Consider the following 13,872-nt stretch of genomic DNA (forward strand, 5'->3'; position numbering starts at 1 on the left):
TGGGACACCCCTGCCTCTCTGCGCGATGATTTTTTCGGGTCTTCTGTCGGGTCTTCTGGCTGATCCGCGCCCGGGCGCGGGCACCGCTGCCGGGCGGCCGCCGCGGCCCGGGGCGGGCCGTGGCTCACCCCGCCGACGGGCTGGACCGGGTCAGTCGTCCCACCGAGGACAGCGGGATCCCGATCCACCCCGGTCGGTGGCGGGCCTCGTACAGGATCTCGTACACGGCCTTGTCGAGCTCGAACGCACGCAGCACCACGGCATCCTCACGAGGATCGCGGCCGGCCGCGGCACCGTAGCCCCGGCAGAACGCCTCCCGGTTGCGATCTGCCCACTCCTGGGCGCGGTAGGCCAACGACGGCTCGTCACCGCGTTCGAGCAGCATCGACCGGGCCGCGTAGTCGAACGAGCGCAGCATCCCGGCGACGTCGCGCAGCGGCGACTCCAGCCCCACGCGGTCGGCGACCGGGCGGACCGGCTCCCCCTCGAAGTCGAACAGCACCCAGCCCGAGTCGACCCGCAGGACCTGACCCAGGTGCAGATCGCCGTGCAGCCGTTGGAAGGGCCGGGGATGGACGGCCTGCGCCGACGTCCCCGTCACCTCGTCGTAGCTCTTGCGGATCGCCGCCTCGAAGGGACGCAGCTCGGCGACGGCCTCGACCGCCGCGTCCAGCCGGCCATGGAGGTAGGTCACCAGGGACCGCAGGGCGTCGGCGGTCGCGAGCCTCGTTGGCAGCGTCCGGGCGAGGTCGGCGTGCACCTCGGCGGTGGCGGTACCCAGCCGCTCGGCCTCCGCGGCGAAGTCGCCGCCGACCTCGTCGGCGTGCAGGTCAGCCTCGGCGTACAGGTCGCGCACGCTGGCCAGCGCCAGCCGCCAGCCCTCGGTGCCGCTGCGCAGGTACTCCTGGAGGAATCCGAAGGTGGTCGGTGTCCCGTCGACCCGGCCGGAGTACCAGGCGACGGGGCGGGCCACGTGCGTGCTGCCCGCCTCCGCCAGCGCCCGGGTCACCTCCAGATCGGGGTTGACGCCCGGCCAGAGCCGCCGGAACACCTTGAGGATGTAGGCGTCGCCGTAGACGATCGAGGTGTTGGACTGCTCGGCGCCGACGGCGTGGGCGGGCAGGATGCCCAGTGGTTCCAGCGCCTCGGCGACGAGGCCGTCGCGGTGTGTCGACCGGCGGAGGAAGCTCAGCAGGGCCGAGCTGCCATCGGGGTCGTGCAGGCCGTCGTAGACCAGGCCGCCGGCACTCTCGCCGATCAGAAAGCCCTCGTGGCCGAAGGGCGCGTCCGAGCGGATGACCACCGGAACCTGGTAGTGGTCCGACGGGCCGTGGTCGTAGTCGACGTCGACGACGAGCAGCCGTAGCGGTTCGAAGACCATGACGTCGTGGCGGATCCGCAGGCCACCCCCGCATCTGCCCTTCCCGGCGAACCATCGCTGCCGGGGGAGCCACTCGCGCAACAGGCCGGTCAGTTCCGCGTGGTGGTCACCCATCATCGACCTCCCGGTGCCCGTCCTCAACGATCATTATGCCAGCTAACCTAACGTCGACTGCCTCGATAGCAGCCTTTCGCCCGACCCGGGCCGGCCGCGCGTCGTCCAGGCGGTTCCGGTGCTCCTTGACTGTTCCTTGACCGACGGTCCCCGACGGCCTCCGTTGCCCCGGTCCGTTGCCCCGGTCCGCCCAACGCGGCTAGGGGGTGAATTCCCCCGGTCTGGTCACCGCGAACCAGTAATGTCCGTGACCTGGCAGCGTCAGCAGGTAGGGAAGCTCGCCGATCGGCGGGAAGTGCACCCGGCCGAGCAGTTCCACCGGAACCAATCCCTCGAAACGACGCAGATCGAGCTCCACCGGCTGGGCGAAGCGGGACAGATTCGCGACGCACAGGACCCGGTCGTCGCCGAACTCGCGGACGAAGGCGAAGATCGAGGGATTGGACGCGCCAAGCTCGGTGTAGTCGCCGAGCCCAAAGACCGGATGACGCTTGCGTACCTCGATCATCCGCTTGGTCCAGGCCAGGAACGAGGTCGGCATGCGCTGTCCGGCCTCGACGTTCAGGGCCTGATAACCGTAGACCGGATCCATGATCAGGGGAAGGTACAGCCGGGCCGGGTCCGCGGTGGAGAAACCGGCGTTACGGTCCGGTGACCACTGCATCGGAGTCCGGACGCTGTCCCGGTCGCCCAGGTAGATGTTGTCACCCATCCCGATCTCGTCGCCGTAGTACAGCACTGGCGAGCCGGGCAGCGAGAGCAGGAGCGCGGTGAACAGCTCCATCTGGTCACGGCTGTTGTCCAGCAGCGGCGCCAGCCGGCGACGAATGCCGATGTTGGCCTTCATATGTGGATCTTTCGCGTATTCGGCCCACATGTAGTCCCGTTCCTCGTCGGTCACCATTTCGAGCGTCAGCTCGTCGTGGTTGCGCAGGAAGATGCCCCACTGGCAGTTCGGCGGGATCTGGGGCGTCTGAGCGAGAATCTCCGAGATCGGGTAGCGGGACTCCCGCCGGACCGCCATGAAGATGCGCGGCATCAACGGGAAGTGGAACGCCATGTGACACTCGTCGTCGTTGCCGAAGTACTCGACGACGTCGGAGGGCCACTGGTTCGCCTCGGCGAGCAGCACACGGTCGGCGTACTTGGCGTCGACCTCCTTGCGGACCCGTTTGAGGTACTCGTGGGTCTCCGGCAGGTTCTCGCCGTTGGTGTTCTCCCGGACATAGAGGTAGGGGACCGCGTCGAGCCGGAACCCGTCGATGCCGAGATCGAGCCAGAAGCGCAGGACCTCCAGCATCGCCTCCTGGACCTCGGGGTTGTCATAGTTCAGGTCGGGCTGGTGGGAGAAGAAACGGTGCCAGTAGTACTGACCGCGGACCGGATCCCACGACCAGTTCGACTTCTCGGTGTCCACGAAGATGATCCGGGCGTCCGGGTACAGCTCGTCGCTGTCGGACCAGACGTAGAAGTCCCCGAACGGCCCGTCGGGGTCGGAGCGGGACGCCTGGAACCAGGGATGGGCGTCCGAGGTGTGGTTCATCACCAGATCCGCGATGATCCGGATGCCCCGGCGGTGGGCCTCGTCGACCAGGCTGACGAAGTCGCCGAGGTCGCCGAATTCCGGCAGGATCTGAAAGTAGTCACTGATGTCGTAGCCGCCATCACGCAACGGCGAGGAGTAGATTGGCAGCAGCCACAGACAGTCGATGCCGAGCCACTCCAGGTAGTCGAGTCTGGAGATCAGGCCGCGAATGTCCCCGGTGCCGTCGCCGTTGGAGTCCGCGAAGCCGCGGATGAGCACCTCGTAGAACACGGCCCGCTTGAACCAGCGCGGGTCGCGTAAGGTCTCCCCGCTCGGCATGGCGGGGGCCGGGCCGGGGGTGTGCTCGCCGATCGGTTCGCTGAGAGGCTCAGAATCCATCACGGCCGGGCCCGCACAGCGAAGACGTGCGCGGGCTCGACCGCCGGGTCCAGCCGCACGTAGTTCTGCTTGCCCCACGCGTAGGCGGCACCAGTGATCTCATCGGTGACCTCGAAGGAGTCTTCCCAGCCGAGGCCGAGGGCCGGCATGTCGAGCCGCACGGTGGTCTCCCGGGGAGCGTGCGGGTCGAGGTTGACGACGACGAGCACGGTGTCGGCAGCGGCCGTGTCCCCGGGACCCGTGTCGTCTGCTCGCAGGGAGTCCACCCGCTTGGAGAAGACCATGATCTCGTCCCCGTCGGCATGGTGGAAGTGGAGGTTGCGCAGCCACTGCAGGGCGGGGTGGGCGCGGCGGATCTGGTTGAGTCTGGTCAGGTACGGCGCGAGCGACTGGCCCGCACGCTCCGCCGCGGCCCAGTCGCGCGGCCGGTACTGGTACTTCTCGGAGTCCAGGTACTCCTCGCTGCCCGGTCGGACCGGGGTGTTCTCGCGCAACTCGTACCCGGCGTAGACGCCCCAGGTCGGCGACAGCGTCGCCGCGAGCACCGCCCGGATCTGGAACGCCGCCGGGCCGCCGTGCTGCAGGTACTCCGGCAGGATGTCCGGGGTGTTGACGAAGAAGTTCGGCCGCATGTAGTGCGCGGCCGACACCAGTTCGCGCGCGTACTTCTCGAGCTCCCACTTCGTGTTGCGCCAGGTGAAATAGGTATATGATTGGGTGAAACCGACCTTGGCGAGCGTGTGCATCATCGCCGGCCGGGTGAACGCCTCCGCGAGGAAGAGCACATCCGGTTCGGTCGACTTCACCTGGGCGATGAGCCATTCCCAGAACTCGACGGGCTTTGTGTGCGGATTGTCGACACGGAAGATTCGTACTCCGTGTGCAGTCCAGTACCGGACAACGCGTAGTATCTCCTGGTAGAGCCCGGTCGGGTCGGCGTCGAAGTTCAGCGGATAGATGTCTTGGTACTTCTTCGGCGGATTCTCCGCGTAGGCGATGGAGCCGTCGCTGCGCACGACGAACCACTCCGGGTGATGCTTCGCCCATGGATGGTCCGGCGCGCACTGCAGGGCGAGGTCGAGCGCGATCTCCATGCCCAGCGAGCGTGCCCGGGCGACGAACAGGTCGAAGTCGTCGATCGTGCCGAGGCCGGGATGCACGGCGTCGTGGCCGCCGTGTTCGCTGCCGATGGCCCACGGCGAGCCGGGGTCTGTCGGACCGGGAGTGAGGGTGTTGTTGGGACCCTTGCGGTTGACCTCGCCGATCGGATGGATCGGCGGCAGGTACACCACGTCGAAGCCCATCGCCGCGACCGCGGGCAGGCGTTCGGCCGCGGTGAGGAAGGTCCCGGACCGGGGCGGGTCGAGGCTCGCGCCCTCCGAGCGCGGGAACATCTCGTACCAGCTGCCGTAGAGGGCGCGCCGACGATCCACCCACACCCGGTACAGCGGCGAGCGGGTCACCAGCTCGCGCAGCGGGCAGGCGTCCAGCAGGCTCACCAGCCGAGGATCGAGGGCCGCGGCGATCCGGTCGCGGGGGTCGGTGCGATTGTCGTCGCGCAGCGCGGCCACGGCGAGGGCGATCTCCGCCCGGCGCGGTTCGGGGAGCCCGGGCAGGGCCCGCAGCAGCAGGCGCGCACCGTCCTCGAAGTCCACCGCGAGTTCGTCCGTGTTCTGGCCCGCGCCGACCTTGAGGGCGATACCGTGCCGCCAGGTGGCGAGCGGATCAGCCCACGCCTCGACCCGATATCCCCACAGGCCTTCGGTCCCGGCGGTGATCTCCGCCTCGTAACGGTCGGTCCCGGGGCCAACGGACCGCATCCGGGTGAACGGAGTTCCCTGCCCGTCGGGACCTGACAGCACAACGTTCGCGCCGATGAGGTCATGACCCTCGCGGAACACCGTTGCACCGACGGTGAGAATTTCGCCCGCGACCGCCCGCGCCGGCCACTGGCCACACGAGACGGTCGGTGTCACATCGGAGATGACAACCCGGCCTACTGAACGTCCGATCATCATGACGACCTTATCCAGACGAACCACACCTCAATGGTCCGCCCTGCACGTGGCGATTGGCGACACCTCTGTGTGAACTGCCCGCGACCATCGCATGGGCGATTGTTGTCGTTGGGGTGGGTCGGTCCGTCCCGCCCGGATGGCCCGCGCTGAAGGCGATGTTCCCCAGTTGTGGCCCTGTCGAACGTCCGAACCTCCTCCGTTGTGGTGTTCCGGGTGCGGGGTCGAGGCCGGAGCGTCACCGGGCCCCGGCGGCGGACGCCCGGCGCATTCCGGAATCATTGTGGTGATGTTGTGTGGTGGGGTCGGGGTAGCTTGGGTGGTGTTCCGCTGCGGTTACCGGCGCGTAAAGGGGTGGTTCGATCGTGGAGGGCGAGCGGCACCGGGACGATCCGGGCGGAGCCGGCGCGGCAACGGGACGGCGCCGGGGCGATGTGGCGCCGGCCGCGGGAACCTCGCGGCCCACTCGTTCGTCCCGCAGGGCACAGTACTCCGGCCACGTGGCCTTCGCGGGCGGAGAGTCACTGTGGCGTTCACGCCGCGCAGTAGGCTGCCGGCGCCCGGATGCCGGGGACACCCGGGGCGCACCTTGCCCCGGGTCGACGGCTTCCGCGGGGGGCCGCCTGAGCGGCCTCCGAGACATCTGAACAGCGGCAACATCTGAACAGCGGCCCTTTCGAACAACGCACAGCAGGAGGAGAGCAGTGGGAGTCAGCCTCAGCAAGGGCGGCAACGTGTCGCTGACCAAGGAGGCGCCCGGACTCACCAACATCCTGGTCGGACTCGGCTGGGACGTTCGGAGCACAACCGGCGCGGACTTCGACCTGGACGCGAGCGCCATCGCGTGCCGGGCCGACGGCAAGGTCGCGTCGGACGGGCACTTCGTCTTCTTCAACAACCTCAAGAGCCCCGACGGCGCGATCGAGCACCAGGGCGACAACCTGACCGGCGAGGGTGAGGGCGACGACGAGGCCATCATGGTGAACCTCACGACCCTGCCATCGGAGATTGACAAGATTGTCTTCCCGGTCTCGATCTATGACGCGGACTCGCGGCAGCAGAGCTTCGGCCAGGTCCGCAACGCCTTCATCCGGATCGTCAACGGCGCCGGCGGCAGCGAGATCGCCCGCTACGACCTCACCGAGGACGCCTCCACCGAGACGGCTATGGTGTTCGGCGAGGTTTACCGGCACGGCGCGGACTGGAAGTTCCGAGCCGTCGGACAGGGCTACGCCTCGGGTCTGACCGGGATCGCGCGCGACTTCGGCGTCAACGTCTGAACCCCGGGTGCGCGGTCGGGCTCGGTCAGGCGACCGGGCCCGACCTGCCGGCGGGTCTGACCGGGCCGGTGGGTCCGGACGGCCGGTCCGGTAATGACCGGATACTAGGGATCCGGCCGTGTGTGGGTGACATGTACAGATAAAGCGATACACATCGGGTGTAGCACTTTTGTCAGGTCGCGCCCACCAGACGAGCAGTTACGATGCCGACGACCGCCGCACCGGGCCAGTAGGCCGCGGACGATGCGGTCTCCGGTGATGCTTGAGCGATGCGGGATCCGACGGACCGCGGATCCGCCCGCGCGGCGCGGCCGGGATCTGGCGACCGGTCCGGGAGGGTGTTGGTAGGCGTGCACGCCTTGCGAGTCTTCGGATGGTCCTTGGGGATCACTGTTATCGGGGTGGCCGCGGCGGGGGTGATCGGTGGCCCCCGGGCCGCGGCGCTTGTCGCGATCCTCGCGGTGCTCGAGATCAGTTTGTCCTTCGACAACGCCGTCATCAACGCGACGATCCTTGGCCGGATGAGCCAGTTCTGGCAGAAGATCTTCCTGACGTTCGGCATCCTGATCGCGGTGTTCGGCATGCGTCTGGTCTTCCCGATCGCCATCGTGGCGTTGACCGCGCATCTCGGTCCGGTCGAGGTCTTCGACCTGGCGCTGAACGACAGTGCCCGGTACGCGGAGAAACTGGATGACGCGCATCCGGCCATCGCCGCGTTCGGCGGGATCTTCCTATTCATGCTGTTCCTGGACTTCTTGTTCGACCCCGAACGGGAGATCCAGTGGATCAAGAAGCTGGAGGAGCCGCTGCGCAGGGCGGGCCAGCTCGATGTGGTTCCGATCGTGCTCGGGCTCATCGCCCTGCTGGTGGTCGGCCAGGCCTTCGCCGGCGGCCACCAGCAGCAGGTGCTGCTCTCCGGGCTGGCGGGGCTCGCGACCTATCTGGGCGTGCGGGGACTCGGCGAGTTCTTCGAGGCCCGCGGTGTGGGCGCCGATGACGACGACTCCGGCTCCGCCGCCGAGTCGGCCGGCTTGGCCCCGGCCCGGTTGAACGGCACCGCCGGCCCGCCGAAGTTGGTGCTCGCCACCGGCAAGGCCGCCGCGTTCCTCTTCCTCTACCTCGAGGTCATCGACGCGTCGTTCTCATTCGATGGGGTCGTCGGTGCCTTCGCGATCTCCCAGAACATCTTCATCATCGCGGCCGGCCTCGGGATTGGCGCGATGTACATCCGGTCCCTGACCGTCTACCTGGTCCAGCGGGGCACCCTCGGCGAATACATCTACCTCGAGCACGGTGCCCACTATGCGATCGGGGCGCTGGCCGTCATCCTGGGCATCTCGATCGAGACCGAGGTTCCGGAGATCGTCACCGGTATCATCGGGGTGGCTTTCATCGGTCTGTCGCTGCTGTCCTCCATCCGCCACCGGTCCGCCGAGCGCGGTTCGGCGGGTGCCGGGTCCGTCCCGGGCGAGGGCGAGGGCGGCCCGGGGCAGCCACGGGAGGTCGTCGGCGCCCCGCTGTAGCGCCGTGCGCCGGGCGGTGACAGCTGCCCGGCGCAACCGGGCCCGGGCGGCCGGTCTGGAGAGCACCGCCGCGGATGTGACATCGTCGGGTACCGGCGTCCGATCCTGCCAGGCGATGATTATCTGATCATGGATGACGCCCAGCTACCGCGAGGGAGCGGACCATGGGCATCGACTACAGCAAACGTCCCGCCACCCCGGCGGCCGGTTCCGGCTCGGTCTCACTGAGCAAGGTGACACTGACGAAATCCGCGCCGACCGTCTCGCTGAGCAAGCAGGGCGGTGGCGGGCGGCTGCACGTGAACCTCAACTGGAACCAGCAGCCGGGCGGCGGCCAGCAGAAGGGCGGCTTCCTCAAGCGGGTGCTGGGCGCCGCGGGCGGCGGCATTGATCTCGACCTCGCCGCGTTGTTCGAACTCTCCGACGGCCGTGCGGGTGTGGTCCAGGCCTTGGGCGATGCGTTCGGCTCCTTCACGGACCCCCCCTTCATCAACCTCGACGCGGACGACCGCACGGGCGCCGCGGTCGGTGGCGAGAACCTGTACGTGAACCTCGCCGCCATCTCCCAGATCCGCCGCATCCTCGTGTTTGCCTTCATCTACGAGGGGGTGGCCTCGTTCGACCAGGCCGACGCGGTGGTCACCCTGACTCCGGCGCAGGGTGCCCCGATCGAGGTCCGGCTGGACGAGCGGGCCGGCGGCGTCCGGATGTGCGCCGTTGCCCTGCTGACCAATACCGGCAACGACTTCAAGGTCAGCCGGGAGGTCCGCTACGTCAGCGGTCACCGCGAGCTTGACGAGGCCTACGGCTGGGGCCTGAACTGGACCGCTGGCCGCAAATGACGCCGGTAGCCCGCGATGAGCCATCCGGTCCCGCCGCCCGTCGGCGAGGAGGATCGATACTCGATGTTCCAGCCACGTCGCGAGCCCTCACCCGAGCGGACGCGCGCCGACCGCGCGAGCTCCGACCAGCGGGCCCACCCCGGGCACCGATCTCATCCTGATCGTGACCCGGCTTCCGGGCAAGGCCGGGAGCGACCCGGGCGATACTCCGCCGATGATCGCGGCGGGCCGGTGCCTGGCGCCGAGCCGGGCCAGGCCGACCCGGCATACGCCGATCCTTCGCGAGCGGCCGGCTGGGAGCAGGGCCGGAGACGGCAGGTTCCGGTGGACGCCTATCCGCCGGGGGAGGACCGGTTCCCGGCACGGAACGCCTCGGCATGGTCCCCCTCGCCGCCGAGCCACGGCGGGTCGAGTGGCTACGGGGACCATGCCGGATCGGGGTATGGGGCGCGGGATGAGTTTCCCGGCGCAACCGACCCGTTTCCCGGCGCCGGACCTTGCGCGGACGGCAGCGACTACCCTGGCGACGGTTCCTACGCCCCCGACGGTTCCCGGCAGGAGTACCTCGAGAACGGTGATCTCCGGGACGGCGGTTCCGAGGGCGGGGACCTCGGGGCGGCTGGCCCCGACGAGGCCGGGCCCGGCGGGCCGGAGCCGGCCGTGGCATCCGAGCACGCCGGACCGGCGACGCCGACACGGTCCCCGACAGGCCCGGATCAACGGGATGGGGAGCGTGGCCCGGCCGGCCACGGCGGCACCGCGGCTCAGGATGATCAGGTTCCTCAGGGCGGCCCGGCGGATCAGGCCTGCCCCGCGGGCAGCCCGGGCCCTGACGGCGGCGGGACGGATCTGGTGGGTTCGATCGGTGCTGTCCAGGCGGTGGCGCTGGAACGCCTCGCGAGCCGCGTCGACGAATTGGCCCGGCTACGGCGGCACGGTACCCAACTCGTGGACCGATTGCACGCTGAGAATGCCCGGCTACGTAGTGGTGAACTTACCGAAGCCATGGCTCCCCTTCTGCGGGGGTTGATTCGACTTCATGATCAAATGGATAGCCTGGGGGCCGACGATCCGCAGAGTGTCGCCGGCATCCTGCGTAAGCAGCTGCTCCAGGTGCTCGATGTCGCTGTGGACGTCCGCCCGTATACAGCGGTGCCGGGCGGGACCTTCGACCCGGCGCGGCACCTGGGGGTGCGTCGGGTGCTGACGGACGACCCGGGACGGGACGGGACTATCGCTCGTACTGTTCGTCCGGGCTTCGTCCGCGGCGAGACCACGGTCGTCCGACCGGCGGAGACCGAGGTCTACCGATCGCGCTGAGCCGCGGAGGGCGGGCACCGCGGCGAACGCTACGAGGCTTGTGAAGGGAAGAATTAGACGGTGGCAGGCACCAAGGTGTTCGGGATCGACCTGGGCACGACCTACTCCTGCATCGCCCAGGTCGACGAGTACGGCCGACCGGAAGTGATCCGCAACATCGAGTCCCAGCCGACGACGCCTTCGGTCGTCCTGTTCGACACTGGGGCGGAGGGCCCAACCTCTTTCGTGGTGGGAACCCAGGCCAAACGCCAGGCTCGCATCCGTCCCGACGACGTCGCCCGGCTGGTCAAGCGGCACATGGGCGCGTCGGACTGGCGGTTCGTGGCGCATGACGCGGAGTACAGCGCCTCCGCGGTGTCGAGCCTGGTGCTCAAGGCGCTCGCCGCGGACGCCGAACGCGCGACCAGTGTCCCGGTCACCGATGTAGTGATCACCGTGCCCGCGTACTTCGGTGACGAGGAGCGCAAGGCGACGAAGCTGGCCGGCGAGCTCGCCGACCTCAACGTGGTCGACATCATCAACGAGCCGACCGCCGCCGCCTTCGCCTACGGATTCGGCCAGGACGGGGCCGAGGAGTCGACCGTGCTGGTCTACGACCTCGGCGGTGGCACGTTCGACACCACGGTTATCAGGCTGAGCGAGGGCGCGATCACCGTGGTCGCCACGGATGGCGACCACGAGCTGGGCGGTGCGGACTGGGACAATGAACTCGTCCGCTACCTGGCGCAGAAGTTCACCGAGGCGCAGCCCGACGCGGGCGACCCGCTCGACGACGTCTATGACGAGCAGGAGCTGCTGGCCGCGGCCGAGGACGCGAAGCTGGCGTTGTCCGGCCGGGACAGCGTCGACGTGCTGGTCGTGCACAACGGCAGACGCACAAGCGTGCCGGTGACCCGGACCGTCTTCGAGGAGATCACCGGCCCGCTGCTGCGGCGCACTCTCGACCTGACCGGCTCGGTGCTGGCGCCGGCCCGAGAGAAAGGCGTCGAGAAGATCGACTTGTGCCTGCTGGTGGGGGGCATGAGCAAGACACCGGCGGTGGCCCGCCGGCTGCAGGAGTCCTTCGGGCTCACCTCCCGGCTTGCCGATCCCGATCTTGCCGTCGCCAAGGGCGCCGCGGTGTACGGGCAGAAGAAGGCGCTGGAGCGGGAGGTCCACGCGAACCTGGTCGCCAGCGGGCATCTACGTCCCGACCAGGAACTCGCCGCAGCTGACGCCGTGGACGTGGAGAAGGCGGCCGCCGCCAGCGCCGAGGAGGCGGGACTCGCGACCACCTCCGTGGTTGATCTCGTCCGCACGAAGGTGACGAATGTCACGTCGCGTGGCTTCGGGATCTTCGCCGAGGATCGGGGCACACCGGTCGCGGCCTTCCTCGCCCACCAGAACGACCCGCTGCCTATCGCCGTCACCCGGACCTTCTACACCGTCGTCGACGATCAGGCCGAGGTGGACATCCGGGTCTTCGAGCAGGGCACCACCGCCGAGTCCACGGCGATCGACGACAACAAGGTGATCGTCGCCGGCTCCATCAGCGGGATTCCGCCTGGCCACCCGTTGGGCACCCCCGTTGAGGTGACCTTCACGATGGGCGGGGACCAGACGATCCAGGTCACCGCCTCGCACGAGGGCGCGGCCACCCCCCTGGTGCTCGAGGTGCGCGCCGGGGTCGGCTCGGAGGAGATGCGGGCCGTCGAGTCGGCGAAGGTCAGCCTGCTCAAGCAGCGGGACTGAGACCCCCCGGCGGATCGGGCCCCGGCTGATCGGCGCCGGTGCCCGAGGGGGCCGTTCGGCCTTCCCCACGAGTGTTCCCGCACGAGTGTTCCGGCCCGCGGCGGCCGACGCCGGAGTGGATAGGGTTCAGCCTGACCAGGCACCGCGTCCGGTGGAGCGCCTTCCAGGCCTCGCGGGGACGTGGGTGCGCGCAGTGCGTGCGGGCGGTGCCAACCTGGCGTCCGCTGCCCGCGCCGAGGCGCGGCTTCGTACTCTCAGGTGTGGAGTGGTCGACGGCCGCTTCACGATCGGCGCCTGACGACGGGCCGCCGGCCGATTCCCGGCGGGCATGGCGGGCGCGGTGGGCACGTGGGACGAAGGTGGATCGGTGAGCGCGGCGTTCGACGGCAGCGGCTATCGCCAGCGGGTGCTGGCGCCGCTGCGGGCCTGTGCCTCCCTGGACACCACCGACCCGTTCCTCCTCGCGGGTCTCGATCCGACGGTGGCGTACACCGACTCCGACGTCGGGGCGCACCTGGTGCGGGTGCTCGCCTTCCTGCAGCGGGAACGCAACTCGGCGAAGTACGCGACCCTTGCCGCCGAGCTTGTCCGTCGGCGGGCGGAATGGGAGGAGCCGCTGCGGGACGCGGACTCCCGGGAACGGGTCCGCGCCCGGGTGCTGGTGGCCCGGCGTAGCGGTGACGCCGAGCGTCTCGCCAAGGTCGACGGCTATCTCGCCACCGTCCGGGAGCGATTCGGCGGCATCCCGGCATCCCGGGTGGACGGCCTGCGCCGCCTCGCCGTCGCCGCCGGGGTGACGGTCGAGGAGTTCGATGCTCGTCTGAGCCGGGAGCAGATCATCATCGACGCCGTCGGCGGGGGCGTCGAACCGCTGCCGGCCGAGGTCCGCCGGCAGATCTCTGAACGGCTCGGCGAGCTGCGCGCCCTGCGCGGCGGGGACCGGGTCTCGACGGCGTCGCTGTGGGCCTTCCTGGGGCTGGCCCCGGACGCCTCACCGGAGCGGCTGCGGGCCGCGTACGCCGTGATGGTGGCGGGCAACCACCACCGTCCCCATGACCGGGAGAAGACGGTCACCGCGGACCTGCTCGCCCTCGTCTCCGCCCGGTTGATCGAGGGTGACCCCGCCGCGTACACCGTTGGGCTGATGGCGGACGCCGTGGACGAGCTGCGGCCCGCGGTCAAGGAACACGTCGTGCTCGACGGCGAGCTCACCGCGGTCGCCTTCGAGGGTCTCGTCCGGGCGGCGCTCGCGACCGGGCGCGGACTGACCGCGGCTCAGGCGAAGTCCGTCGTCCTGGAGGCGGCCCGGGAGCTCGGCGCCGCGGTGAACGTCGGCGGGGTCGTCGACTATGTGGTATGCCCGGGATGCGGCCGGCCGGAGGCGGCCGGGTCCGTGCGGCACTGCCGGTACTGCGACACCGACCTCTACACCACCTGCCCGTCCTGCGGATCGATGACCGAGGCGGCGGCGGTCGTCTGCCGGCACTGCGGGCACAGCCTGCGCCAGGCCAGGGAGGCGGCCGAGGCGCTCGTCGCGGTGCGCCGCGCCCTGGAGGGCGGTCATCCCCGCCAGGCCGGCGAGATCCTCACGACCGCCCATCCGGTGCTGGCCGCCGTCGGTGGGCCGGTCGCCGGGACGGCGGAGGAACTGGGAGCCCGGGTCTCCGCCGCGCTGGGCGCCGCGGACGCCGGTTGGCGAGCCCTCGCCGAGGCCCGCGCGGCGTGCCGGGCGGATGCGGCGC

At 69.7% G+C, this 13,872-nt stretch carries 9 protein-coding genes; 6 read left to right on the top strand and 3 right to left on the bottom strand.

Annotated features, from left to right (window positions below):
* Positions 1-124: 124 nt before the first annotated feature.
* The 3 genes from AC08OU_RS06540 to AC08OU_RS06550 form a co-directional block, all read right to left on the bottom strand.
* Positions 125-1,495 carry a maltokinase N-terminal cap-like domain-containing protein gene (locus AC08OU_RS06540; RefSeq protein WP_476599379.1) on the bottom strand — a complete coding sequence of 457 codons (1,371 nt, stop codon included), beginning with the start codon at positions 1,493-1,495 and terminating at the stop codon, positions 125-127.
* 199 nt (positions 1,496-1,694) lie between these two features.
* A complete protein-coding gene (gene treS / locus AC08OU_RS06545) occupies positions 1,695-3,419 on the bottom strand; it encodes a maltose alpha-D-glucosyltransferase (protein WP_476604499.1) in 1,725 nt (574 codons plus the stop codon).
* Positions 3,419-5,437 carry an alpha-1,4-glucan--maltose-1-phosphate maltosyltransferase gene (locus AC08OU_RS06550; RefSeq protein ID WP_476601093.1) on the bottom strand — a complete coding sequence of 673 codons (2,019 nt, stop codon included), beginning with the start codon at positions 5,435-5,437 and terminating at the stop codon, positions 3,419-3,421. The genes treS and AC08OU_RS06550 overlap by 1 nt, the downstream gene beginning before the upstream one ends.
* 701 nt (positions 5,438-6,138) lie before the next feature.
* On the opposite strand from AC08OU_RS06550, the gene AC08OU_RS06555 reads away from it, so the two are divergent.
* The 6 genes from AC08OU_RS06555 to AC08OU_RS06580 all read left to right on the top strand — a co-directional run.
* Positions 6,139-6,714, top strand: coding sequence for a TerD family protein (locus AC08OU_RS06555; protein ID WP_462186837.1), 576 nt, complete (start codon positions 6,139-6,141; stop codon positions 6,712-6,714).
* A 350-nt stretch (positions 6,715-7,064) separates the two neighbouring features.
* The gene (locus AC08OU_RS06560) at positions 7,065-8,237 is read left to right on the top strand and encodes a DUF475 domain-containing protein (RefSeq protein ID WP_476601089.1); all 1,173 of its coding nucleotides are present in this window, start codon (positions 7,065-7,067) and stop codon (positions 8,235-8,237) included.
* Positions 8,238-8,401: 164 nt separating this feature from the next.
* On the top strand, positions 8,402-9,079 hold the full coding sequence (locus AC08OU_RS06565) for a TerD family protein (protein ID WP_462186835.1): 678 nt from the start codon (positions 8,402-8,404) through the stop codon (positions 9,077-9,079).
* Positions 9,080-9,310: 231 nt separating this feature from the next.
* Positions 9,311-10,399 (top strand): hypothetical protein, encoded by a 1,089-nt coding sequence (locus tag AC08OU_RS06570; protein WP_476601087.1) that lies wholly within the window; start codon positions 9,311-9,313, stop codon positions 10,397-10,399.
* Positions 10,400-10,459: 60 nt separating this feature from the next.
* Positions 10,460-12,130 carry an Hsp70 family protein gene (locus AC08OU_RS06575; protein ID WP_476601085.1) on the top strand — a complete coding sequence of 557 codons (1,671 nt, stop codon included), beginning with the start codon at positions 10,460-10,462 and terminating at the stop codon, positions 12,128-12,130.
* A gap of 367 nt (positions 12,131-12,497) precedes the next feature.
* A partial coding sequence (locus AC08OU_RS06580) for a zinc ribbon domain-containing protein (RefSeq protein ID WP_476604500.1) occupies positions 12,498-13,872 on the top strand: 1,375 nt, incomplete at its 3' end.

This window comes from Frankia sp. CcMO1, from assembly GCF_977945845.1.

Bases quoted from the DNA above. Each gene is read 5' to 3' on its own strand.
- AC08OU_RS06540 (WP_476599379.1), bottom strand. From the start codon at position 1,495: ATGGGTGACCACCACGCGGAACTGACCGGCCTGTTGCGCGAGTGGCTC.
- treS (WP_476604499.1), bottom strand. From the start codon at position 3,419: ATGGATTCTGAGCCTCTCAGCGAACCGATCGGCGAGCACACCCCCGGC.
- AC08OU_RS06550 (WP_476601093.1), bottom strand. From the start codon at position 5,437: ATGATGATCGGACGTTCAGTAGGCCGGGTTGTCATCTCCGATGTGACA.
- AC08OU_RS06565 (WP_462186835.1), top strand. From the start codon at position 8,402: ATGGGCATCGACTACAGCAAACGTCCCGCCACCCCGGCGGCCGGTTCC.